The organism is Leisingera sp. UBA4491, assembly GCF_002388965.1.
Classification (GTDB): Bacteria; Pseudomonadota; Alphaproteobacteria; order Rhodobacterales; family Rhodobacteraceae; genus Leisingera; species Leisingera aquaemixtae.
Genome location: NZ_DGNN01000016.1, coordinates 200,290 through 222,148, shown reverse-complemented (window position 1 = coordinate 222,148; position 21,859 = coordinate 200,290). Strand labels below are relative to the sequence as shown.

Genomic DNA, 21,859 nt, shown 5'->3' with positions numbered 1-21,859 from the left:
AGGCCATGACGGAGTCTATTCATATTCTGTTTGCGGCCTGGGGCGACCCAACCCCCGAAGGCCGTGTTGCAAAAACCGACGCGGCGATCGGGCCCGAATTCTATTATTCCGATCCCAGCATCCCCGCCCCCATCGAGGGCCGCGGCGCCTATCTGGACCATATCGCGCAGTTCAGCGCGAAGATGCCGGGCGCCGAGGCCAAAGTGGTGGCCGTCTCGGAACACCACGGCCATGCGCGCGCCACAGTGGATTTCCTGAAGGACGGCACCCGCATGGCGCGCGGCCAGTATTTTGCCGATCTGCAAGACGGCAAAGTGGTGCGGCTGATCGGATTTACAGGCATGGGAGAGCCCGCTTGACTGCCCCCGCCATCGAACTCAAAGGCATCTCCAAGGCCTTTGGCCCTGTCCAGGCAAACAAGGACATTTCGATCCGCGTCGCCCCCGGCACCATTCACGGTATCATCGGTGAAAACGGTGCGGGCAAGTCGACGCTGATGTCGATCCTCTATGGCTTTTACAAGGCCGACAAAGGGGAGGTTTTCATCAACGGCAAGAAGACCGAGATCCCCGACAGCCAGGCGGCAATTGCCGCGGGCATCGGCATGGTATTCCAGCATTTCAAACTGGTGGAAAACTTCACCGTGCTGGAAAACATCGTGCTGGGGGCCGAGGACAGCGGCATGCTGATGCCCTCGCTGCGCCGCGCCCGCAAGGAGCTGAAGGCGCTGGAGGAGGAGTACGAGCTGTACGTGGACCCCGATGCGCGCATCGACGAAATCGGCGTCGGCGCGCAGCAGCGGGTGGAGATCCTCAAGGCGCTCTACCGCAAGGCAGAGATCCTGATCCTGGACGAGCCGACGGGCGTGCTGACGCCGTCTGAGGCCGACCAGCTGTTCCGCATCCTCGACCGGCTGCGCGCCGAGGGGAAGACCATCATCCTGATCACCCACAAACTGCGGGAGGTGATGGAGTACACCGATACGGTGTCGGTGATGCGGCGCGGCCAGATGACCGCCACCGTCAAGACGTCTGAGACCAGCCCCGAGCACCTGGCCGAGCTGATGGTGGGCCGCAAGGTGCTGCTGCGCGTCGACAAGGTGCCCGCACAGCCCGGCGCCCCGATCCTGGAGATCGAGAACCTGCGGGTGGTGGATGAGGCCGGCGTCGAGCGCCTGAAAGGCATCAACCTGACCGTGCGCGCGGGCGAGATCGTCGGCATTGCCGGGGTGGCCGGCAACGGCCAGTCGGAACTGCTGGAAGTTCTGGGCGGCATGCGTCCGGGCACCGGCAGCATCAAGCTGCATGGCACGCCGCTGCCGCTCAGCGGCCCGGGATCGGATGCCAAGGCACGCCGCGGCGCCGGTATCGGCCATGTGCCGGAGGACCGCCAGCGCGAGGGCCTGATCATGGATTTCCACGCCTGGGAAAACGTGGCCTTCGGCTATCACCGCGATGCGGCCTATCAGAACGGTGTGCTGATGAACAACGCCGCCCTGCAAGCCGACACCGAGGCCAAGATGGAAAAATTCGACGTGCGCCCGCCGGACCCCTGGCTGGCGGCCAAGAACTTCTCCGGCGGCAACCAGCAGAAGATCGTGGTGGCGCGCGAGATCGAGCGCAACCCGGACCTGTTGCTGGTCGGCCAGCCGACCCGCGGCGTCGACATCGGCGCCATCGAATTCATTCACCAGCAAATCGTCGCGCTGCGCGACCAGGGCAAGGCGATCCTGCTGGTCTCGGTCGAGCTGGAAGAGATCCTGTCGCTCTCCGACCGGGTTGCGGTGATGTTTGACGGCATGATCATGGGCGAACGCCCGGCGGATCAGACCGATGAGAAAGAACTCGGCCTCCTGATGGCCGGTGTCGCGGGGGAGGCCGCGTGATGCAATACAAGATGACTCGCAACAAGGGCCTGCGCCTGTCCGCGGGCGGAAGCGAAGCGCCCGCCCATGGGGGCGGACGGGCGCTGGCCGGACCGCTGCGCGTTCCGGCCGTGAAAGCCAAACCGGGGGCCGCGTAAATGGACAAGATGCCGAAATGGGCCGACGTGGTCCTGATCCCGCTGATCAGCCTGATCCTGGCCGCGCTCCTGTCAGCCCTGGTGATCCTCGGGATCGGCGAAGACCCGGTGGCCGCGGTCAAGCTGATGGTCAATGGCGCCCTGGGCTCCACCTATGGCTGGGGCTATACACTCTATTACGCCACCAACTTCATGTTCACCGGCCTCGCGGTGGCGGTGGCCGCCCATGCGGGGCTGTTCAACATCGGCGGCGAGGGCCAGGCGATGCTGGGGGGCCTGGGCGTGGCGCTGGTCTGCCTGCTGATCCCCTGGCCGCACTGGACGCTGGCGCTGGCCTTTGCCGCCCTGGGCGCAGGGATCTTTGGCGCCGCCTGGGCCGCCATTCCGGCCTATCTGCAGGCCAAGCGCGGCAGCCATATCGTGATCACCACCATCATGTTCAACTTCATCGCCGCGGCGGTGCTGAACTATGTGCTGGTCAACGTGCTGCGCCCCGAAGGCTCGATGGATCCGGCCACCGAACGCTTCCCGCAGGCTGTCCACCTGCCCTCCCTGCATGAGCTGCTGGCGCCGATCGGCATCAACTTCTCCAAATCGGCCCCGGCCAACGTCAGCCTGCTGGTCGCCATGGGCGCCTGCCTGTTCGTCTGGCTGCTGATCTGGCGGACGCCGCTGGGCTATGAGATCCGCTCCCTCGGAAAATCCGAGCCGGGCGCACGCTATGCCGGCATCTCCTCGGTGCGCACGATCATGATCGCGATGCTGATCTCCGGCGCGCTGGCGGGCATGATGGCTGTGAACAACGTGATGGGCGAAGCGGAGCGGCTGGTGCTGAACGCCACCGAAGGCGCCGGTTTCATCGGCATCGCGGTGGCGCTGATGGGGCGCAACCACCCGTTCGGCGTGTTCCTGGCGGCCATCCTGTTCGGCTTCCTGTATCAAGGCGGCGCGGAACTGGCGCTTTGGACCTCGATCCCGCGAGAGCTGATCGTGGTGATCCAGGCGCTGGTGATCCTGTTCACGGGTGCGCTGGACAACATGGTGCGGATGCCGCTTGAGAAGATCTTTCTGGCGGTGCGGAGAGGGCAGAACTGATGGAATTCCTGACGATCATCCAGATTTTGGATTCCACCGTCCGCCTGGCAACACCGCTGCTGCTGGCCTGCCTGGCCGGCCTCTACTCCGAGCGCGCGGGCATCTTCGATATCGGCCTGGAAGGCAAGATGCTGATGGCTGCCTTCTTCTCTGCCGCCGTGGCGGCGGTGACCGGCAATGTCTGGCTGGGGCTGCTGGCGGGCATCGCCTCTTCACTGGTGCTGGCCGGACTGCACGGAGTGGCCTCGATCACCTTCCGCGGCAACCAGCTGATCTCCGGCGTGGCGATCAACTTCCTGGCTGCGGGCATGACGGTGCTGATTGCCCAGGACTGGTTCCAGCAGGGCGGCCGCACGCCGTCGCTGTTCAGCGGCGGCCGGTTCACCCCGATCACCCTGCCCTTTGCCGACAGCCTGTCGGGCGTGCCGGTGCTGGGGCCGATCTACTCCGAGCTGTTGTCGGGCCATTCGGTGCTGGTCTACATCGCCTTCCTGGCGGTGCCGGCCACCTGGTGGATCCTGTTCCGCACCCGGTTCGGCCTGCGCCTGCGCGCGGTGGGCGAGAACCCGGCGGCAGTGGACACCGCGGGCGTCTCGGTTGTCGGCCTGCGGTACGGCGCGGTGATGATCTGCGGCCTGCTGTGCGGCATTGCCGGCGCCTATCTGGCCACTGCGCTGCAGGCGGGCTTCGTCAAGGACATGACCGCAGGACGCGGCTTCATCGCGCTGGCGGCGCTGATCTTTGCCAAGTGGCGGCCCTGGCACGCAATGGGCGCCTGCCTGCTGTTCGGGCTGCTGCAGGCCATCGCCCTGCGCTTCCAGAACATCGAGCTTGGCGGCATCGTGATCCCGGTTCAGGCCATGGATGCGCTGCCCTATGTGCTGACGGTTGTGATCCTGGCCGGCTTCGTCGGCAAGGCGATCCCGCCCCGCGCCGGCGGCGAGCCTTACGTCAAAGAGCGCTGAGCGCTGCAAGTAACACCCCGAACGCCCGGCCCTGCGCCGGGCGTTTGCTTTTCCCAGCATGCGTTTGTTCCGGGCCAAGGGCCGCGGCAGCGGCCGCGCGCAGGCGCCTTCCCCCCCTCGACGCGGCAAAGACGCAGCTGCACTCAAACGGCCGCCTGAGGGGCAGCCCTGCCGCACTGGGGCCTCCCTCAGCAGAAAGACCTTTGCGCCGCCCGCAGGGCGGCGCCCGGCCCAAGGCCGCCAAGGCAACTGGCGCAGCCAGCCGCCTGCGGGCGCGGGAGCCCCTACGCCTCAGCCAGTGCAGGGCGGCCACAGTTAAGTCCAGTTTGCCGCCTCAAATCAGTCCTGCACGCTGCACAGCGGCATAGATCATTGATTTTCAGGCGGTCTGCGGTCTAACAAAGATCATGCAGATATACCTTCCCATAGCTGAGGTCTCGGTCAATGCCTACCTTCTTCTGGGCCTCGGAGGAATGGTGGGTGTTCTCTCAGGCATGTTCGGAGTCGGCGGCGGCTTCCTGATGACGCCGCTTCTGTTCTTCATCGGCATCCCGCCCGCGGTGGCGGTGGCCACGGAAGCGAACCAGATTGTTGCCTCCTCCTTCTCGGGGGTGCTGGCGCATTTCCGGCGGCGCACGGTCGACATCAAGATGGGGCTGGTGCTGCAGGCCGGCGGCCTGATGGGGGCGGCGCTGGGGGTGGTGGTGTTCAACTATCTCAAGGCGCTGGGGCAGGTCGATCTGCTGGTCAAGCTGTGCTACGTCGTCTTCCTTGGCGTCGTTGGCGGCCTGATGTTCATCGAAAGCCTGAACGCCATCCGCAAGGCCAAGAAGGCAGGCGGTGCCGCGCCCGCCCCGCGCCGCCAGCGCGGCTGGGTGCATGCGCTGCCGTTCAAGATGCGCTTCCGCACCTCCGGCCTCTATATCTCGGTGATCCCGCCCGTTCTGGTTGGCGTGGCCGTGGGGATTCTGGCCGCGATCATGGGCGTCGGCGGCGGTTTCATCATGGTTCCTGCGATGATCTACATCCTCGGCATGCCGACCAAAGTGGTTGTCGGCACCTCGCTGTTCCAGATCATCCTGGTCACCGGTTTCACCACCATGCTGCACGCCACCACCAACTATACCGTGGACATCGTGCTGGCGGTGCTGCTGCTGATCGGCGGCGTGATCGGTGCCCAGATCGGCACCCGGATCGGTGTGTATCTAAAGGCCGAACAGCTCCGCATCCTGCTGGCGCTGATGGTCATCGCGGTCTGCGTCAAACTGGGCCTCGACCTCCTGCTGCAACCCTCCGAGATCTACTCGCTGGGTGAGCCTGGGGGACACTGACCATGCGCAAGCTGCTGTTGTCCGCCCTGAGCGCCGCCGCCCTGGCCCTGCTGCCGCACGCCGCGGCCCAGGCCGGCAAGGAAGAGGTCGTGCTTGGCCTTAGCCAGGACCGGGTGGCGATCACCGCCACCTTCGACGGGTCGGAAATCCTGGTTTTCGGCGCCGTCAAACGCGAAACCCCGATCCCGCAGGACGACCCGCTGGAGGTGGTGGTCGCCGTGTCCGGCCCGGCGCCGTCCGTCATGGTGCGGCGCAAGGAAAAGAAGCTGGGGATCTGGATCAACGTCGACAGCGTTCTGGTCGACTCCGCGCCGGCGTTCTATGCGGTGGCCACCAGTGCCCCGTTCAAACAGGTGCTGACCGACACCGAGGACCTGCGCTACCGGATCTCGATCAAGCGCGCGATCCGCTCGGTCGGCGCCGCGATGCATATCCGCGGCGCCCAGGCCTTTGCCGATGCGGTGATCCGGATCCGCGAGAAGAACGGGCTTTACTCCCTGCGCGAAAACACGGTGGCGGTGGATGAGCAGACCCTGTTCCGCACCGCCATCGAGATGCCCGCTGACCTGACCGAGGGCAGCTATCTGACCCGCATCTTCCTGACCCGCGGCGGCAAAGTTGTGTCAAGCTATGAGACCGCCATCGACGTGCGCAAGGTGGGGCTGGAGAAGTTCCTGTACGCGCTCTCGCGCGAGCAGCCGTTCCTTTACGGCCTGATGTCGCTGGCGATTGCCATTGCGGCCGGCTGGGGCGCGTCCGCAGCCTTCAGCCTGCTCAGGAACCGCTAAGGGGCCAGCGCCTTCTGGCGGAGCGGAAAAGGGGCGCTGCCCCTCTTGGCCTTTCGGCCAATTCACCCCGGAGTATTTTGCGAAAGATGAAGGCCCGCGTTTCGCTGCCCGGCAGGCGGCTGTGCCGCCGGGAGAGCTGGCCCGCTACGCGCCAGCGCAGCGCCACGCCCAACGGGAGCGGCGCATGAGTAATGCGCCTGCGACGGGCGGGAGCGCTTAGCCGCGGCCGATGTAGGGCATCTTGGTGGCCATCACCGTCATGAACTGCACGTTGGCCTCCAACGGCAGGCGGGCCATGTGCAGAACCGATTTCGCCGCGTCCTCCACCGCAAAGGTGTGCATCGGTTCGGCACCGGGATTGGCCTCCGCGTGGCGCTGGCCCAGGTCTTCGACCATCGGGGTGCGGGTGTTGCCGATGTCGATCTGGCCGCAGGCGATGTCAAAGGCGCGGCCGTCCAGCGACAGGCTTTTGGTGAGGCCGGTGATGGCGGCCTTGGTGGCCGCATAGGGCGCTGAATGGGGCCGCGGCACATGGGCGGCGATGGAGCCGTTGTTGATGATCCGGCCGCCCTGCGGCGCCTGCTGGCGCATCTGCCGGAAGGCGGCGCGGGCCGCCAGGTACATGCCGGTGAGATTCACGTTCACCGAGGCAAACCAGTCCTCCAGCGGGATCTCGTCGATGGTGCCCGGCGGGGTGAAGATGCCTGCGTTGTTGAACAGCACATCCAGCCGCCCCGCCGCCATCACAAAGCTGTTCACCGCATGGTCCACCGCCGCGGGGTCGGTCACATCCGCGGGCAGCACATGCGCGTTCGCGTGGCCCTGCGCCGCCTCCTCCAGCTTGTCCGCGCGGCGGGCCAGCAGGCCGACCTGCCAGCCCTCGGCCAGAAACAGCTCCGCCACGGCACGGCCGATGCCGGAGCTGGCGCCGGTGATCAGGATCGAAGAGCTCATGCGGGGGTGTCCTCCTGTGCTTCCAGTGTCAGCGCCGCGGCCGGGATGGCCTTGAGGTCGTCCACCGGCAGCGGGCCGGAAGGTTTGGCCAGCCGGTTCCTGACCACCCAGATCAGCCGTTCCTGGGCGCGGGTGATGGCGACATAGGCAAGCCGCTTCCACAGCGGCTGGCCTGCCTCCACCCGGCCCATGCGGGCGGCGGCATAGATGTCGGGGGCAAAGACCTGGGCGGTGTCCCACTGCGAGCCTTGCGCCTTGTGGATGGTCACGGCCGCCCCATGCAGGAAGGTTGCGCCCATGCGCGCGGCATAGGGAATGAAGGGTTCTTCCTCATCCGGTTTCTCGATCTTCACGATCGAGGCGGCAGAGACCTGCGGATCCTCTGCCCCGATCACATGCAGGCGGGAAAACCCGGGCTTGCGGCCGGCCCCGAGGTAGATCACCTGCGCGCCCTTGATCAGGCCGCGGGCCTCCAGGTCCAGGCGCTTCTTGCGGTGCTTCGCCGGCAGTTCGATACCGTCGCAGATCAGCGGTTCGCCGGCAATCAGCGCATCTTCCGGCGCGCCATGGACGGCGCGGAAGGCGTTGATCAGGCGGATGCGGGTGTTGTTGCGCCAGACCAGCACCGGCGAGCGCGCCATCAGGTCGACCTCCACCCGCTGGCCCCAGACCACCCTGTCGTCGCGCCGGGCGGTGTCCTCCACCATGCGCTCGAAATCCTCAAACCCCAGCTGCGGGTCGGCCAGCGCGTGGGCCAGGTCGAGGATCGGGTTGCCCGCCTCCTGCCGGTGGATGCGGTTGAGGATCAGCTGGCGCGGCTCCGGCAGGGTTTCGAACACCATGGAGCCCGACTGGTTGACCGGCGCCAGCTGCGCCGGGTCGCCGAACAGGACCAGGTTCGGGAAGATCTCCTTCAGATCCTCGAACTGGCGGTCGTCCAGCATCGATGCCTCGTCAATGAAGCCGATGTCGAGAGGATCCTCGCGCCGCTTCCAGCCGGTGATGAAGTCGGAGCCGCGCAGGCCCGCCGCCGCCAGCGCGCCGGGGATCGACTTGTTCCTTTCGTAAAAGGCCGCGGCCCGGGCCAGCGCCTCCTCGCTCAGCCCTTCGATGTCGGGCTGCTCCCCCTGCCCCGCCAGCCATTCGGCGATTTTCTCGAATTCAGGATCGTAAACCGGCGTGTAAAGAATACGGTGGATGGTGGTGGCCGGCACCCCGCGCAGGCGCAGCACGCTGGCGGCCTTGTTGGTGGGCGCCAGAATCGCAAGCGTGCGGCGGTCTTCGCCCTTCTTGCGGCTTTCGTAATCGCCGGAGACAACTTCAACCCCCGCCTGTTCCAGCGCCTTGTAAAGCTCGGCCAGCAGCAGCGTCTTGCCGGATCCGGCCTTGCCGATCACCGCCATCACCCCGGCATCGCCGCGGGGCGGCTGCAAAAGCCCGTCGTCAAGGTCCACCCCCGCCTGGCGCAGGAGTTCGGTCACGCTGTCATAAGCGGCGGCCTGGTCATCGGAAAACTGTACGGGCAGAGCTGTCATGGCGCGACCCTACAGCCGCGGAGCCGGGTCCGCCAGAGGATCCGGCCCCGGTGTGCGCATTGATCAGGCGCTGAGCGCCACCGGACCGGAGGCGCCGGCGCCGCCGAAGGAGCGGTCGAACCACAGCTGCGACAGCTCCGGCGGGATGCCCGCCTTGCGCGACACGCTGTGATAGGTCTCTTCGGCATATTCCCAAAAGCCCATGCAGATGGGATTGCGCCCCTCGCCCTGGGTGCCGGTGATCTCAGGCGCGAAGCCCAGGTTGCGGAAGGCGCGGGCCGTGTGGCGGTAGAACACGCCTGTGTAATGAGGAACGTCGAAGTTGCGCATGATTTCCAGGCTGCCAAGCATCAGCCCTGCTGCGATCCTGCCGTGCGCCTTGCGCGACAGGCAGAACCGGGTGCATTCCCAGATCAGCGGGCTGCAGATGGGGACGCCGCCGCAGAGATCCAGGAAGATCTCGTTCACCATCACCCGGCCGGTGGTCGGCAGAAACCGCATGGAGCCGCCGTGGCTGCCGTCCGGCATTTCCCAGATCATGTAGAGCGGGTCCAGTTCGTCGTATTGGTCCCGCTCTTCGCCGTTGGCGTCCACCTGCACATCCCAGCCGAGCCGCGTCTTGAACTGATCGGCCCGGTCCAGGAACATTGAATGAGCCAGATCGGAATGCGTGTGAAGATCGTGACCGTAAACATACCGCAGCATGATGTATTCCCCCTTTGGTAGAAAAGCAGGGGAATAGTACGACCATTGGGTTCAATGCCCGAGAGAATTTACACGCATTGAGGTATATCTACCGCTAAACCACAATCAAACCGAGACTTACAGCCCGGGCAATGGCGTGCGTGGTGTTGATCGCGCCCAATTTGAACCGGGCGCTTTCGATATAGACCCGCAGGGTGTGCTCCGAGATGGCCAGGGTTTGCGCCACCTGCGCGCGGCTGTAGCCGATCGCCAGCAGCGTCAGGGCATCCACCTCCCGCGGCGACAGCGGCTGCGCTTGCTCCGCCGTCCGGGAGGGCTCCAGCTCCAGCACCTTGCGGTTGAAGTAGTGGGCCACCAGAATGAAATCGCGGTTGTACCGTGCGATAATCTTTTCCCACGCCGCATCGTCGCAATTGTGGCTGAGCGTGAAGAGCGCGAACTGGCCGTTCGGCCCCCGGATGGGGATCGCATAGCCCTGGTTGCCCACACCATGCACCATCGCGTCTCTCAGGAACTCGCGGGCCGGTTTGGGATTCCAGTCCAGCCGCTTCCAGTCGACCGGGTGAAAGCGCTGGTAGCAGCCCACCACCACCGGATCGACCCGCGAGTAGGCCTTGTCCAGATAGCGGTCCGTCCAGGCCTTGGAGTAGGTGCCGAAATAATAGTGGTTCCCGGCGGTTTCGACCCAGAGGTACATGGCATGATCGACGGCGAACACTTCGCAGACCTGCTCAACGATCAGCTGAAGGCCTTCCAAGGTTTCAGTGGCGTCAAGCGCCTCCAGAATGCGGTCGAGTTCTGCTTTGTATGCCATGAATTACGTGCTGCTGCCCTTTAGGTCCGGCCCCGTTCTGAGGGAGGCCCGTGGCAAAACATGCTGCCGCGGGCTGGCCGGTCGTTCATGCTCTTTTGCAGTGGGGACCTCCCGGAGGTCAATGCGAAGGTTCCGCTTTCGTTCATTTTGGGTGAACAGTCGTGCGAAGCCGCAAAAAAACGCCGCAAAAACCGGAGCGTAGAGAGCCGCCTTTTCCTGCCGGCGGCTGGCGCCTCCCCTGAAATAGCGAGGCCGCATCCGGCAACCGGCTGAAATTCTTCGCTGCAATCCGTTAAATCAGCAAAAACCCGCGAACCACCGATGTGATTCGCGGGCTTGGTCTCAGCTTGATAGCGATGCAGCCTGCAGGATCAGGCCTCCAGCACGTCCTGCAGCGTGCGCAGGCCGGTTTTCGGCGCCTGCACCAGAACCGACATGTTGCCGGGCAGGTGCTCGTTGCGCAGCATCTTCATGTGCGCTTCCGGCAGGTCGTTCCAGGTGAAGACCTCGGACATGCAGGGGTCCAGGCGGCGCTCGACCATCAGCTTGTTGGCGGAGGCGGCCTGCTTCAGATGGGCAAAGTGCGAGCCCTGCAGGCGCTTCTGGTGCATCCACATGTAACGCACGTCAAAGGTCAGGTTATAGCCGGTGGTGCCCGCGCAGATCACCACCATGCCGCCCTTCTTGACCACGAAGGTGGAGACCGGGAAGGTCGCCTCGCCCGGATGCTCGAACACCATGTCGACGTTCACGCCCTTGCCGGTGATGTCCCAGATCGCCTTGCCGAACTTGCGGGCTTCCTTGAACCACTCGGCATATTCCGGGGTGTTGACCGTGGGCAGCTGGCCCCAGCAGTTGAAGTCCTTGCGGTTCAGAACGCCCTTGGCGCCGAGGCCCATGACGAAGTCGCGCTTGCTCTCGTCCGAGATCACGCCGATGGCGTTGGCGCCGGCGGTGTTGATCAGCTGGATAGCGTAGGAGCCGAGGCCGCCCGAAGCGCCCCAGACCAGCACGTTCTGGCCCGGCTTCAGGTCGTGCGGCTCATGGCCGAACAGCATCCGGTAGGCGGTGGCGAGCGTCAGCGTGTAGCAGGCGCTTTCTTCCCAGGTCAGGTGCTTGGGGCGCGGCATCAGCTGCTGGGCCTGCACGTTGGTGAACTGAGCGAACGATCCGTCCGGCGTCTCATAGCCCCAGATCCGCTGGCTGGGCGAATACATCGGGTCGCCGCCGTTGCATTCCTCGTCGTCGCCGTCATCCTGGTTGCAGTGGATGACCACCTCGTCGCCGACCTTCCAGCGGGTGACCTTCGAGCCGACCGCCCAGACGATGCCCGAGGCATCGGACCCGGCAATGTGATAGGGTGCCTTGTGGCCGTCAAAGGGCGAGATCGGCTTGCCCAGCGAGGCCCAGACGCCGTTGTAGTTGACGCCGGCCGCCATCACCAGGACGAGCACCTCGTTGCTGTCCAGCTCCGGAACATCGACCACTTCCTGCTGCATCGCAGTATTCGGCTCGCCGTGGCGCTCCTTGCGGATGGCCCATGCGTACATCTTCTTGGGCACATAGCCCATCGGGGGAATTTCCCCCAGCTCATAGAGATCTTTCTCCGGCGCCTCGTACGACATGACGTCAGTCTGGGTATCCAATGCCATGATGGCCTCCTTTGTAGCCTGTGCTTTTGCCGCGGTGCAGAATCGCAGCGGTTATCTGAGGGATAGGATTGGCAGAGTAATATTGCAACCACTTTTGCGCTGTATGGGTAATTTTATGACCCAGCGGATGCAGCATTTCCCTTAGCAGGTGCAGAAAAATCACGGTTTCCACCCGGCTGCGCGCCATCCTGGGGCATCAGGTGGCGGATCGAATTGGCGTAAAACACCAGCAGGTCGCGGCGGTCTTCGACCGGGGCGAACCGGCCGCCGGATTCGGCCACCAGCCCGCGGCGCAGCAGCTGCTGCAGGCCGCCGCCGGCCGCATAGGACAGATTCTCGCGGGGCATATGGGCATGCGCCAGCGGCATCGCCGCGATCAGATCTTCCAGCCGGTGCTCGATGGCGGCCCGGCTGAGGGCGCCGTGGCGCAACAGGAGCGCCGCGATAAGCGGCACCGGCAGCACCGGAACAATGGCGCTGATCCGCTGCATCAGCTCCCGCGCCAGCGGCTTGGTGATGTCGCCCTGCCGCCCCGCCCCGAAACCGGCCAGGCTCAGCGGGCGGCCGAAGTTCACCGCTGCATAGCCCGCGCGGCGGTGGCGCCCGGTCATCCACAGCCACAGCTGCCGCAACAGCCGCAGCGCCACCAGCCCGATCCCGGCCCGGAACCGGCGCTCGCCCGCCTTGGCGGCAGAGGTCAGGATCCGGTCCTCCAGCACCCGGTCATAGTTCAGCGCCACCGGCACAAAAACCACGTCGCGCCCGTCCGGGTCATAGCCCTCGACGATGTATTTCAGCAGCCCCAGCCTGGGCGGGGCCAAGGCGCCGTCCAGGCTGAGGCCGCCCTCGGGGAACATCGCCTGGGTGGAGCCGCCGCGGGTGGCGAGGCGCACATAGGCGGCCAGCACCTTGCGGTAGAGATCATTGCGCGAGCGGCGGCGGATGAAATAGGCGCCCATCGCCCGGATCAGACGGCTGAGCGGCCAGACCCGCGCCCACTCCCCCACCGCATAAGACAGCGCAGAACGCTCTGCCGCCAGATAGGTGACAAGCACATAATCCATGTTGGAGCGGTGGTTCATCACGAAGACCACGGTGGACTTGGGGTCGATGGCCCGCAGCGCCTCCTCGTCCTGGTGGCCCAGCCGCACCCGGTAGACCGCGTTGGACAGGAGCCGGGCGGCGCGGATCGCCAGCCCGAAATAGGCGAAGGCGGAGAACCCGGGCACAATCTCGCGCGCATAACGGCGGACCTGCTCAAACGCCACGTTTTCCGGGATGCCTTCCGCTGCCGCGTGATCCGCTGCCGCCTGCGCCACCTGCGGGTCGTGGATCAGGCGCTGGATCATGTCATGGCGGCGGGCCAGTTTGAACGGCTCGATGGGGCGCTCCAGCCGCTTGTTCAGCCGCGCCACCGCGCGCTCCAGCCGCCGCCGGAAGAACCAGCGCACCGAGGGAAACAGGAAATGCGACGCGAAGGTCACCGCGGCAAAGCCCACGATCAGCACAAAAAGCCACAGCGGCAGTTCCACGGTTTGCGTCATCCCGCAAAGCCTTGCCCAAGCCTGCCCGGTTTACAAGCCTTTTGCCGCGGCTTGCGGCCCTGGCGCGGGTAGCATCTCGCGGCCGCGATCAGCGCGGCGCTCAAGAAGGGACCGGACGGCCTGCTGCGCCGGCAGTTCGACCAGATGATGGACAGCGTTCGACAGCAGCAGAATGCCTGCCATAACCAGGCCCGCGGCCAGCACGTAGATCGCGTCTGCCAGCCCCGGCGGCAGCAGCGACAGCAGGGTCACCCCGATGTAGTTGTGCAGCAGGTAAACCGGATAGCTGATCACCCCCAGCGCCGCCAGCGGCCGCCACGCCAGCACGCTGGCCGCCCGCAGGCGCCAGGCACAGGCGGCAACCGACAGGAAGATCAGGGCAAGGACCACGGCCTCCCCCCAATCCTCTGCGCGGTAGAAGGCGACCGAAAAGCTCCAGAAGATCAGCGCTGCCTGCCGCTTGCTGCGCGCCCCGCCATAGACCGCGGCAAAGGTGATGCCCGCCGCAAACAGATGCGCATAGGCCAGAAAGAGCGTCTCAATCAGCACCTGCGGCACCAGTCCCGGGACCGCGAACTGAACCGCTGCAAACAGGGACTGCATCAGCAGCAGCACCAATGGCGCCACCTCCGCAAAGCGTCCGGCGGGCGCCAGCCAGCAGATCACCGCTGCCAGCAGGTAGAAGCGGATTTCAATGGCGAGGGTCCAATAAACGACATCGACATAGCCATCGAACCCGAAGGCGCTGTGCCAGAAGCGCTGCGACGTGAAGGTCCAGGAGGCGGCAAAGCCGCTCAGCCCGCCCTGCACCTCCCGGCTGAAGCCGCTGTCAAAGCTGTGCACGACGGCAAAAGTGATAATGGAGCAAACCGCCAGCGCAGGCCACAGCCGCGCCAACCGTTTCAGCGCAAACCGCCAAAGCCCGGGCTGGCCGGCAAGCGACAGGGTGATGACAAAGCCGGAAATCACGAAAAACAGCGCAACCCCCAAATCGCCGTATTTCGCCAAAGGCAGCAGGCCCGCGCCATAGGGATAATGCTGGGGATACGCCTGAAAATAGTGGTACAGCACAACCGCCAGCACGGCGACGGCGCGCAGGCCGTCGATCTCGGCAAGGCGCTGCCCGGTTAATGAGGTCTTCAAAGCAGTATTCTTCTAAAAATCGATTCAACTTAAAGGACTTTAGTCCGCATCCAGCTCCATCTCAACCGCGCGCTTGCTGATGGTTAACCGCGCAACCGGGCATCAGCCCTGCAAATGCCGCAACGCAGCGAATTGACACGGGTTGAAAATTGCAGTTTACATCAGCTTGACGAAATAAAATTACCGACACTCTGACTCGCGAGGCCCGACATGCCGCAGATGCAAAAAGACCGCCCCTGGCTGATCCGCACCTACGCCGGCCACTCCACGGCCAAGGCGTCTAACGCGCTTTACCGCGCCAACCTGGCGAAAGGGCAGACCGGGCTTTCGGTCGCCTTCGACCTGCCGACCCAGACCGGCTATGACAGCGACCACGTGCTGGCGCGCGGCGAGGTCGGCAAGGTCGGCGTGCCGGTTTGCCACCTGGGCGATATGCGGGCGCTGTTCGACCAGATCCCGCTGGAGCAGATGAACACCTCGATGACCATCAACGCCACGGCGCCGTGGCTGCTGGCGCTGTATATCGCGGTGGCCGAGGAACAGGGCGCGGATGTGTCCAAGCTGCAGGGCACGGTGCAAAACGACCTGATCAAGGAATACCTCTCCCGCGGCACCTATGTCTGCCCGCCCAAGCCCAGCCTCAAGATGATCGCGGATGTGGCGGAGTATTGCTACACCAACGTGCCCAAGTGGAACCCGATGAACGTGTGTTCCTACCACCTGCAGGAGGCCGGGGCGACGCCGGAGCAGGAGCTGGCCTTTGCCCTGGCGACCGCGCAGGCGGTGCTGGACGAGCTGAAACCGCGCATCGCACCGGAGGATTTCCCGGCCATGGTCGGGCGCATCTCCTTCTTCGTGAATGCGGGCATCCGGTTCGTGACCGAGATGTGCAAGATGCGCGCCTTTGTTGACCTGTGGGACGAGATCTGCCGCGACCGCTATGGCGTCGAAGACCCCAAGTTCCGCCGCTTCCGCTATGGCGTGCAGGTGAACTCGCTGGGCCTGACCGAACAGCAGCCGGAAAACAACGTCTACCGTATTCTGATCGAGATGCTGGCAGTGACTCTGTCGAAGAAAGCCCGCGCCCGCGCCGTGCAGCTGCCCGCCTGGAACGAGGCGCTTGGCCTGCCCCGCCCCTGGGATCAGCAATGGTCGATGCGGATGCAGCAGATCCTGGCCTATGAGACCGACCTCCTGGAATACGGCGACCTGTTCGACGGCAACCCGGCGGTCGATGCCAAGGTCGAGGAGCTGAAGGACGGCGCCCGCGCGGAGCTTGCCAATCTGGAATCGATGGGCGGCGCTGTCGCCTCGATCGAATACATGAAGGGCCGGCTGGTCGAGTCCAATGCCGACCGGCTGAACCGGATCGAGAAGAACGAGACCATCGTGGTGGGCGTCAACAAATGGACCGAGGGCGAGCCTTCGCCGCTGCAGACCGAGGACGGCGGCATTATGGTGGTCGACCCCGCGGTGGAGCAGGAGCAGATCAGCCGCCTGAACGCCTGGCGCAGCGAGCGTGACAATGACGCGGTGCAATCGGCCCTGGCCGCCCTGCGCGCCGCGGCGCAAAGCGGCACAAATGTCATGGAACCGTCGATCGCCGCGGCCAAGGCCGGCGTCACCACCGGTGAATGGGCCGAGGAGATGCGCAAGGTCTATGGCACCTACCGCGGCCCGACCGGCGTGTCGGCCTCGGTGTCGAACAAGACCGAAGGGCTGGACGATCTGCGCGATGCGGTCAATGCGGTCAGCGACGTGCTGGGCCGCCGCATCAAGTTCGTGGTCGGCAAGCCGGGCCTCGACGGCCATTCCAACGGCGCCGAGCAGATCGCCTTCCGCGCCCGCGACTGCGGCATGGACATCACCTATGACGGCATCCGCATGACCCCGGCGGAACTGGTGGAAGCGGCGCAAAAGGATGACGCCCATGTGGTTGGCCTGTCGATCCTGTCGGGCAGCCATCTGCCTTTGGTCGAAGAAATGATGCAGCGCATGCGCGACGCCGGTTTGGCGCATATCCCGGTGGTGGTCGGCGGCATCATCCCGGACGAGGACGCGCAAAAGCTGAAGTCAATGGGTGTGGCTCGCGTCTATACGCCCAAGGATTTCGAGCTCAATTCAATTATGAGCGACATTGTGGACCTGGCAAGGCCACCGGAAATTGCAGCGAATTGACTTTTTACCGGCAGTTTTCTGCAAACCGATAAAAAAGATGCTGAAATGCGTCTGGTATTCAGTCCATAAGGAATGACATACCGGTTTTTCCGGTGTGTCATTTTTATATATGGAGTTCAGAATGACCTTCGACCTTTCGGCAATGAGCAGAAAAGAGCTTCTGCAGCTTCAAAGCAATGTTGAAAAAGCACTGCAGGAAGCAGAACTGCGCGAACGCCAGGAAGCCTTGAAAGCCGCCGAGGAGGCTGCCGCAAAATACGGTTTCTCGCTGGACGAGATCGCCACTGCGTCGCGCCAGGGCGCAAAAAAGGCCAAGGCCGCTCCGAAATACCGCAACCCGGAAAATCCGGAAGAAACCTGGACCGGGCGCGGCCGCAAACCGCATTGGGTCCATGCCGCGCTGACCGCCGGCAAAGATATTTCCGATCTGGAAATCTGATCTGTCTGGAGCTGAGCGATGACCATTCACATCGGCGCCGCCAAGGGCGATATTGCAGAAACCGTGCTGATGCCCGGCGACCCCTACCGGGCGAAATGGGCGGCTGAGACGTTTCTGGAAGATGCCAAGCTGGTCAATGAAGTGCGCGGCATGCTGGGCTATACCGGCACGTGGAAGGGGCACCGGGTGAGCATTCAGGGCAGCGGCATGGGGATGCCCTCGCTGTCGATTTATGCCAACGAGCTGATCCGGGACTATGGCGCCAAGACGCTGATCCGCATCGGCTCTTGCGGCGGCATGCAGGACAAGGTCAAGCTGCGGGACGTGATCCTGGCGATGACCGCCACCACCCTCAACAGCCCGTCCAGCGGTATTTTCCGGGAGCTGAATTTCGCCCCCTGCGCCGACTGGGGCCTGTTGCAGGCGGCTGCCCAGGCGGCTGCTAAGCGCAGCGCCGACACCCATATCGGCGGCATCTACTCCTCGGACGTGTTCTATGACGAACGCCCCGACCTGAACGAGCAGATGGTGCGCCACGGCATTCTCGGCGTGGAGATGGAAGCGGCGGAGCTTTACACGCTGGCGGCCCGTCACGGCTGCCGGGCGCTGGCAGTGCTGACCGTGTCCGATCATCTGGGAACTGGCGAGGCGCTGCCCTCCGATCAGCGCGAGCGCAGCTTTGGCGACATGGTGGAAATTGCCCTTGAAGCCGCGTTCGGCTGAAAGTTTTCATTTTGATAATTAGTAAGGGCAGCGGCTTTCGCCCTGCCCTTTTTTCCGCCTGAAAGACCCGGCTTCATTTTGTACGCTGGGAAAATCCCCCTGCGAATGGCGTTTTTGGACAGAATAAATACGTGACCCTTCTGCCCCTTATGCAGATTTGGTGCCAAATTTGTCCACTTACCGGAATTCCAAACCCTTATTGCCCGCTCAGCCAATGCCGTGGCTGCGGTCATAGCCATTTCGCGGCGGGCTTTTCCAATCGCCTAGGGCGCCTTTGGCCGGGGCAAAGATTTCGACCAGCAGCGGATGGCACGCCGCCGTATCGCTGGAATGCTCCGCCGAGCAGTCCCCGCCCGGGCAAGCGCTGAGCGCCCCCAGCAGGCCGATCTCGGCAAAGAACTCCAGATAATCGCCGGGCCGCACCGGGCTCGCTTTCATGAAATACTGGCCGGTATCGCGGGTAAAACCGGTGCACATAAACACATTCAGCACATCATGCACATGCGGCTCCGCCTCCGCCAGCGGCAGCCCCATATGGCCTGCCAGCGCCCGGGTCAGGTTGGAGTGGCAGCAGTGATGGTACTGGCTGCCCGCCAGCAGGTTGCCGGTGTAGGGGTCGCAGCGGGTGCCGATCACGTCATGCACGGAGCCGCCGTACGGGTCGATGCCGTACCAGCCCAGCGTGTCTTCCGTGATGGTTGCCATCGGGCGCAGATGCGGAAAGCTGGTCCACATCCGCTCTCCCGCGGTGATATGGGTGCCGTGCAGGGCGCGGGTCTTGCCGGAGTAGAACCGCTCGCTGAGGTCGGCCCTGTTCCACAGGTTCAGATCGCCCACCTGCGGCCCCTCCACCGAGGTGATCCGGAAGAAATGCCCGGCGGGCACCTCGAAACAGGCGGCATCGCGAGGCTGCACCAGCACCTCCCCGGTCTTCACCGCCGCTTGCCGCGCTTGCCGGTACAGCGGCAGATCCGGAACCGGCAGGGTGTCGTTGGGGTAGCAGATCACCGGCTTGACCGCGCGGCGGGCGTCCGCGTCGGCGGGGGCTTCGGGGGAGATCGTCATCGGGCAAACCTTCTCGTCCGTTTGCCCCATCAAGACGGCAATGCCGCAGGGTTTCAAGCCCTGCGGCGGCCGGAACAGATCACAAGCGCCGGAAGGCGAAGATCAGATCACCACCACGTCCAGCGGCGGAAAGCCGTTGAAGCCGACCGAGGCATAGGTCGAAGTGTAGGCGCCGCAGGAATGGATCACCACGCGGTCGCCGGCCTTCAGGCCCAGCGGCAGCTGCACCAGCTGCTTTTCGTACAGCACATCGGCGCTGTCGCAGGAGGGGCCTGCCAGCACGCAGGGGCCGGTCGGCTCGTGGTCGCGGCTGGTGGAAATCTGGTAGCGGATCGCCTCGTCCATGGTTTCGGCCAGGCCGGAGAACTTGCCGATGTCCAAATAGACCCAGCGGAACATGTCATCGGCATGCTTACGGGACACCAGCAGCACCTCCGCCGCAATCGCGCCGGCTTCGGCCACCAGGCCGCGGCCCGGCTCTGCCATCACTTCAGCGGCATCGGGGAAGCGCGCGTTCACCTGCTCCATCACCGCGCGGGCATACTCCTCGGCGCCCATCACCTCGGTCTTGTAGGAGGCCGGGAAGCCGCCGCCGATGTTCACCAGCTTCAGGTCGTGGCCGGCCGCGCGGCCCGCGGTCCAGACCTCTGCCACCTGATCCAGCACCGGCGCCCACATCAGCGGGTCGCGGGTTTGCGAGCCGACGTGGAACGACAGGCCATGCACGGTGAGGCCCAGCCCGGCGGCCGCGTCCATCAGGCTCAGCGCCATCGAAGCCGACGATCCGAACTTGCGGCTGAGCGGCCAGTCGGCGCCCGAGGCCTCGACGATCACCCGCAGGCAGACATGCGCGCCCGGTGCGAATTCCGCCAGCTTTTCCAGCTCTTCCTGGGCGTCGGCGGCAAAATGGGTGATGCCGATGTTGTGGGCAAAGGCAATGTCAGAGGGCCGTTTGATGGTGTTGCCGAAGGTGATCTGCTCAGCCCGCGCGCCGGCGGCCAGGCACATCTCGATCTCGGTGCGGCTGGCAGCGTCGAAGTTGGAACCCAGGCGCACCAGGGTTTCCAGCACTTCCGGCGCCGGGTTGGCCTTGACGGCATAGTGGATGCGCGCCCGGCCCAGGCCGCGGTCCAGCGCCTGGTACTGGCGGGCCACCGCCTGGCTGTCGATGACCAGAGTCGGCCGGTCGAAGTGGTTTTGCGCAATGTGCTGCAGGTGACGGGATACAGATACGGAATCGCGAGCAGTCTGCCCGGCTACGTGTACGTTCATGGTCATCTCCAAAAGACCCGGCCATATATGACCGCTCAGTTCAGTCAGAGACGTTACCGTCGCTACGTAACCTTAGGGGAGTAACCCCTTTCGACAGAGGCGCGTGCGTTGGCGTCTTGTCCGCCCATATCGGGCAAAGAGGTGAGTCTTTCAAGCATTATTTTTTGCGGGTCTGCCATGCACGGACCGAAGGGCTCCCGCCTGCTCCGCCGCCTTTTGACAAGGCGTCCCGCAGTTGGGCCCGGCACCGCGCCCGGCGCGGTGCCGGGCCCAAGGCCGCACGGAAGGCGTTCCGGCGCAGCCGGGGCGCCTGCGGGCGCGGGAGATCACCGCTGCGGGCTGCAAGTTCCGGCTAAGGCGCGCGGCGCGGATCGCGGCAGAGGCGCGGGGCGGCCTCTCCCGGTTCCGCGGCGCCGCAATAGCTGCAGCGCCACTGGCCCTGGGCGCGCTGCTGGCGCCAGCGGCAGTTGCGGGTCAGGCTGGTGGCGTGGCGGCGCCAGAGGAAATAGGCGAACACGCCCGCCAAAAGGACAAGCAGCAGAACAGGCATGCCCCTGTCTACGCCGCAGCAGCCTCCGGCTCAACCGGTTTGCCGCCTGCGCATCAGGCTGCCCTCAGGCAGCCTGGTAATACTCGACCACACCGTCCACGGCGCTGGGTTCTGCTGCCGCGGGCAGCGGCTCCGGGGTGTAGTAGGCAAAGGCCTGCTCCAAGGCCTCAAGCGCGGCCTGACGGGCCTTGTCTTTCGGGTCTTGCTGCAAATTCACCGGGTTCATCGGGTTGCCTCCATAGTCTGGCACGATCCTCCCTCAAGCGCCAAACTACCCCCTGCCTGCCGCGGGCGCAGCCGCCGTTTCTGCAAAGGCGCCATGCACTTGCTGCATTGCAGCAACCAAGGGTGCGCGTCACACCGTCAGCAGGTGCCCGGCCAGCCCCAGGGCAAAGCCCGCAACCGCGCCCAGTGCAGGCACGCTGCTGCGGCTGGAATGCGCCTTGGGGGCGATGTCCTGAAACAGCAGATAGAGAATGCCGCCCGCCGCAAAAACCATGATCGCCCCCAGCACCGCGTGGGCCTCTGCCAGCCAGACCAGCCCTGCCAGAGCGCAGACCGGCCCCAGCGCCGCCAGCCCGACAAAGGCCAGCAGCACATGCCAGGCCGGGCTGTCACCGCTCCAGACATCTCGGAAGGCGGCGAACCCCTCCGGCAGGTTCTGCAGGAAGATCATCAGCGCCAGCAGCCAGGCGGTGGCAGCATCCGCCACCAGCATCGCCCCCAGCGCCATCGCTTCGGGCACGTAGTCCAGCAGCATCGCCAGCAAAAGCGCGCCGCTGCCGCCGCGCTTTTGCAGCACGGTATCGGCGAGGTAGAACACGCCGCCGCCCGCGGCGAACAGCAGTACCGCCAGCACGGCAGACAGCGCTTGCGCCCCCTCCGGCACCAGCACCAGCGCCACCGCAGAGGTGAGCGCGCCGCCGCCAAAGGCCGCGACGGCGTGCAGCACCTCGTCGCGCAGCGTCGGGTTGCGGATGTGCTCGCACCAGGCAAGAAACCCGCCCAGCGGCATCGAAAGCCCGGCGAGCCCGGCTAAAAGAATGGCAAAAACATACGGTTGCATACCGGCACCCTATGGCCG

General features: G+C 64.9%; 21 protein-coding genes. 9 read left to right on the top strand and 12 right to left on the bottom strand.

Annotated features, from left to right (window positions below):
* Positions 1–5: 5 nt before the first annotated feature.
* The 6 genes from B2P87_RS08950 to B2P87_RS08925 all read left to right on the top strand — a co-directional run bounded on the left by B2P87_RS08950 (position 6) and on the right by B2P87_RS08925 (position 6,201).
* Positions 6–359: a nuclear transport factor 2 family protein gene (locus tag B2P87_RS08950; protein ID WP_141891036.1), complete on the top strand. Its 354-nt coding sequence runs from the start codon at positions 6–8 to the stop codon at positions 357–359.
* On the top strand, positions 356–1,885 hold the full coding sequence (locus B2P87_RS08945; protein WP_141891037.1) for an ABC transporter ATP-binding protein: 1,530 nt from the start codon (positions 356–358) through the stop codon (positions 1,883–1,885). Before B2P87_RS08950 ends, B2P87_RS08945 begins: the two co-directional genes overlap by 4 nt.
* Before the next feature lie 137 nt (positions 1,886–2,022).
* Entirely contained in the window at positions 2,023–3,117 is a 1,095-nt protein-coding gene (locus B2P87_RS08940; protein ID WP_141891038.1) for an ABC transporter permease, read from the top strand.
* Complete coding sequence (locus B2P87_RS08935) at positions 3,117–4,082, top strand: ABC transporter permease (protein ID WP_141891039.1); 966 nt, start codon at positions 3,117–3,119, stop codon at positions 4,080–4,082. Before B2P87_RS08940 ends, B2P87_RS08935 begins: the two co-directional genes overlap by 1 nt.
* Before the next feature lie 407 nt (positions 4,083–4,489).
* Entirely contained in the window at positions 4,490–5,413 is a 924-nt protein-coding gene (locus B2P87_RS08930) for a sulfite exporter TauE/SafE family protein (RefSeq protein WP_141891040.1), read from the top strand.
* Between the two features lie 2 nt (positions 5,414–5,415).
* Positions 5,416–6,201, top strand: coding sequence for a TIGR02186 family protein (locus B2P87_RS08925; RefSeq protein ID WP_141891041.1), 786 nt, complete (start codon positions 5,416–5,418; stop codon positions 6,199–6,201).
* Positions 6,202–6,417: 216 nt separating this feature from the next.
* On the opposite strand, the gene B2P87_RS08920 is transcribed toward B2P87_RS08925, so the two are convergent.
* The 7 genes from B2P87_RS08920 to B2P87_RS08890 all read right to left on the bottom strand — a co-directional run bounded on the left by B2P87_RS08920 (position 6,418) and on the right by B2P87_RS08890 (position 14,548).
* Entirely contained in the window at positions 6,418–7,155 is a 738-nt protein-coding gene (locus tag B2P87_RS08920) for an SDR family oxidoreductase (protein ID WP_141891042.1), read from the bottom strand.
* Complete coding sequence (locus tag B2P87_RS08915) at positions 7,152–8,690, bottom strand: ATP-dependent DNA helicase (RefSeq protein WP_141891043.1); 1,539 nt, start codon at positions 8,688–8,690, stop codon at positions 7,152–7,154. The genes B2P87_RS08920 and B2P87_RS08915 overlap by 4 nt, the downstream gene beginning before the upstream one ends.
* Before the next feature lie 63 nt (positions 8,691–8,753).
* On the bottom strand, positions 8,754–9,395 hold the full coding sequence (locus B2P87_RS08910) for an acyl-homoserine-lactone synthase (protein ID WP_141891044.1): 642 nt from the start codon (positions 9,393–9,395) through the stop codon (positions 8,754–8,756).
* 94 nt (positions 9,396–9,489) lie between these two features.
* Positions 9,490–10,209: a helix-turn-helix transcriptional regulator gene (locus tag B2P87_RS08905; protein WP_141891045.1), complete on the bottom strand. Its 720-nt coding sequence runs from the start codon at positions 10,207–10,209 to the stop codon at positions 9,490–9,492.
* Between the two features lie 371 nt (positions 10,210–10,580).
* Positions 10,581–11,861 carry a crotonyl-CoA carboxylase/reductase gene (gene ccrA / locus B2P87_RS08900; RefSeq protein ID WP_058285208.1) on the bottom strand — a complete coding sequence of 427 codons (1,281 nt, stop codon included), beginning with the start codon at positions 11,859–11,861 and terminating at the stop codon, positions 10,581–10,583.
* A 113-nt stretch (positions 11,862–11,974) separates the two neighbouring features.
* Positions 11,975–13,405, bottom strand: coding sequence for a 1-acyl-sn-glycerol-3-phosphate acyltransferase (locus tag B2P87_RS08895; RefSeq protein ID WP_141891046.1), 1,431 nt, complete (start codon positions 13,403–13,405; stop codon positions 11,975–11,977).
* A 30-nt stretch (positions 13,406–13,435) separates the two neighbouring features.
* Positions 13,436–14,548 (bottom strand): acyltransferase family protein, encoded by a 1,113-nt coding sequence (locus tag B2P87_RS08890; protein ID WP_208764492.1) that lies wholly within the window; start codon positions 14,546–14,548, stop codon positions 13,436–13,438.
* A gap of 210 nt (positions 14,549–14,758) precedes the next feature.
* Here B2P87_RS08890 and B2P87_RS08885 point away from each other — a divergent pair, with 210 nt between their 5' ends.
* The 3 genes from B2P87_RS08885 (at position 14,759) to deoD (ending at position 17,888) form a co-directional block, all read left to right on the top strand.
* Positions 14,759–16,726, top strand: coding sequence for a protein meaA (locus B2P87_RS08885; protein ID WP_141891047.1), 1,968 nt, complete (start codon positions 14,759–14,761; stop codon positions 16,724–16,726).
* Positions 16,727–16,847: 121 nt separating this feature from the next.
* On the top strand, positions 16,848–17,165 hold the full coding sequence (locus B2P87_RS08880) for an H-NS family nucleoid-associated regulatory protein (RefSeq protein WP_058285205.1): 318 nt from the start codon (positions 16,848–16,850) through the stop codon (positions 17,163–17,165).
* Positions 17,166–17,183: 18 nt separating this feature from the next.
* Positions 17,184–17,888: a purine-nucleoside phosphorylase gene (gene deoD, locus B2P87_RS08875; protein WP_141891048.1), complete on the top strand. Its 705-nt coding sequence runs from the start codon at positions 17,184–17,186 to the stop codon at positions 17,886–17,888.
* A 207-nt stretch (positions 17,889–18,095) separates the two neighbouring features.
* Here deoD and B2P87_RS08870 read toward each other — a convergent pair whose 3' ends face one another.
* The 5 genes from B2P87_RS08870 to B2P87_RS08850 all read right to left on the bottom strand — a co-directional run bounded on the left by B2P87_RS08870 (position 18,096) and on the right by B2P87_RS08850 (position 21,841).
* The gene (locus B2P87_RS08870; protein WP_141891049.1) at positions 18,096–18,953 is read right to left on the bottom strand and encodes an urea carboxylase-associated family protein; all 858 of its coding nucleotides are present in this window, start codon (positions 18,951–18,953) and stop codon (positions 18,096–18,098) included.
* 102 nt (positions 18,954–19,055) lie between these two features.
* A complete protein-coding gene (locus tag B2P87_RS08865) occupies positions 19,056–20,225 on the bottom strand; it encodes a type III PLP-dependent enzyme (RefSeq protein ID WP_208764493.1) in 1,170 nt (389 codons plus the stop codon).
* A 352-nt stretch (positions 20,226–20,577) separates the two neighbouring features.
* Positions 20,578–20,775, bottom strand: coding sequence for a hypothetical protein (locus B2P87_RS08860; RefSeq protein WP_141891051.1), 198 nt, complete (start codon positions 20,773–20,775; stop codon positions 20,578–20,580).
* Between the two features lie 64 nt (positions 20,776–20,839).
* Complete coding sequence (locus tag B2P87_RS08855; protein WP_141891052.1) at positions 20,840–21,025, bottom strand: hypothetical protein; 186 nt, start codon at positions 21,023–21,025, stop codon at positions 20,840–20,842.
* Between the two features lie 105 nt (positions 21,026–21,130).
* On the bottom strand, positions 21,131–21,841 hold the full coding sequence (locus B2P87_RS08850; protein ID WP_141891053.1) for a ZIP family metal transporter: 711 nt from the start codon (positions 21,839–21,841) through the stop codon (positions 21,131–21,133).
* Positions 21,842–21,859 lie beyond the last annotated feature (18 nt).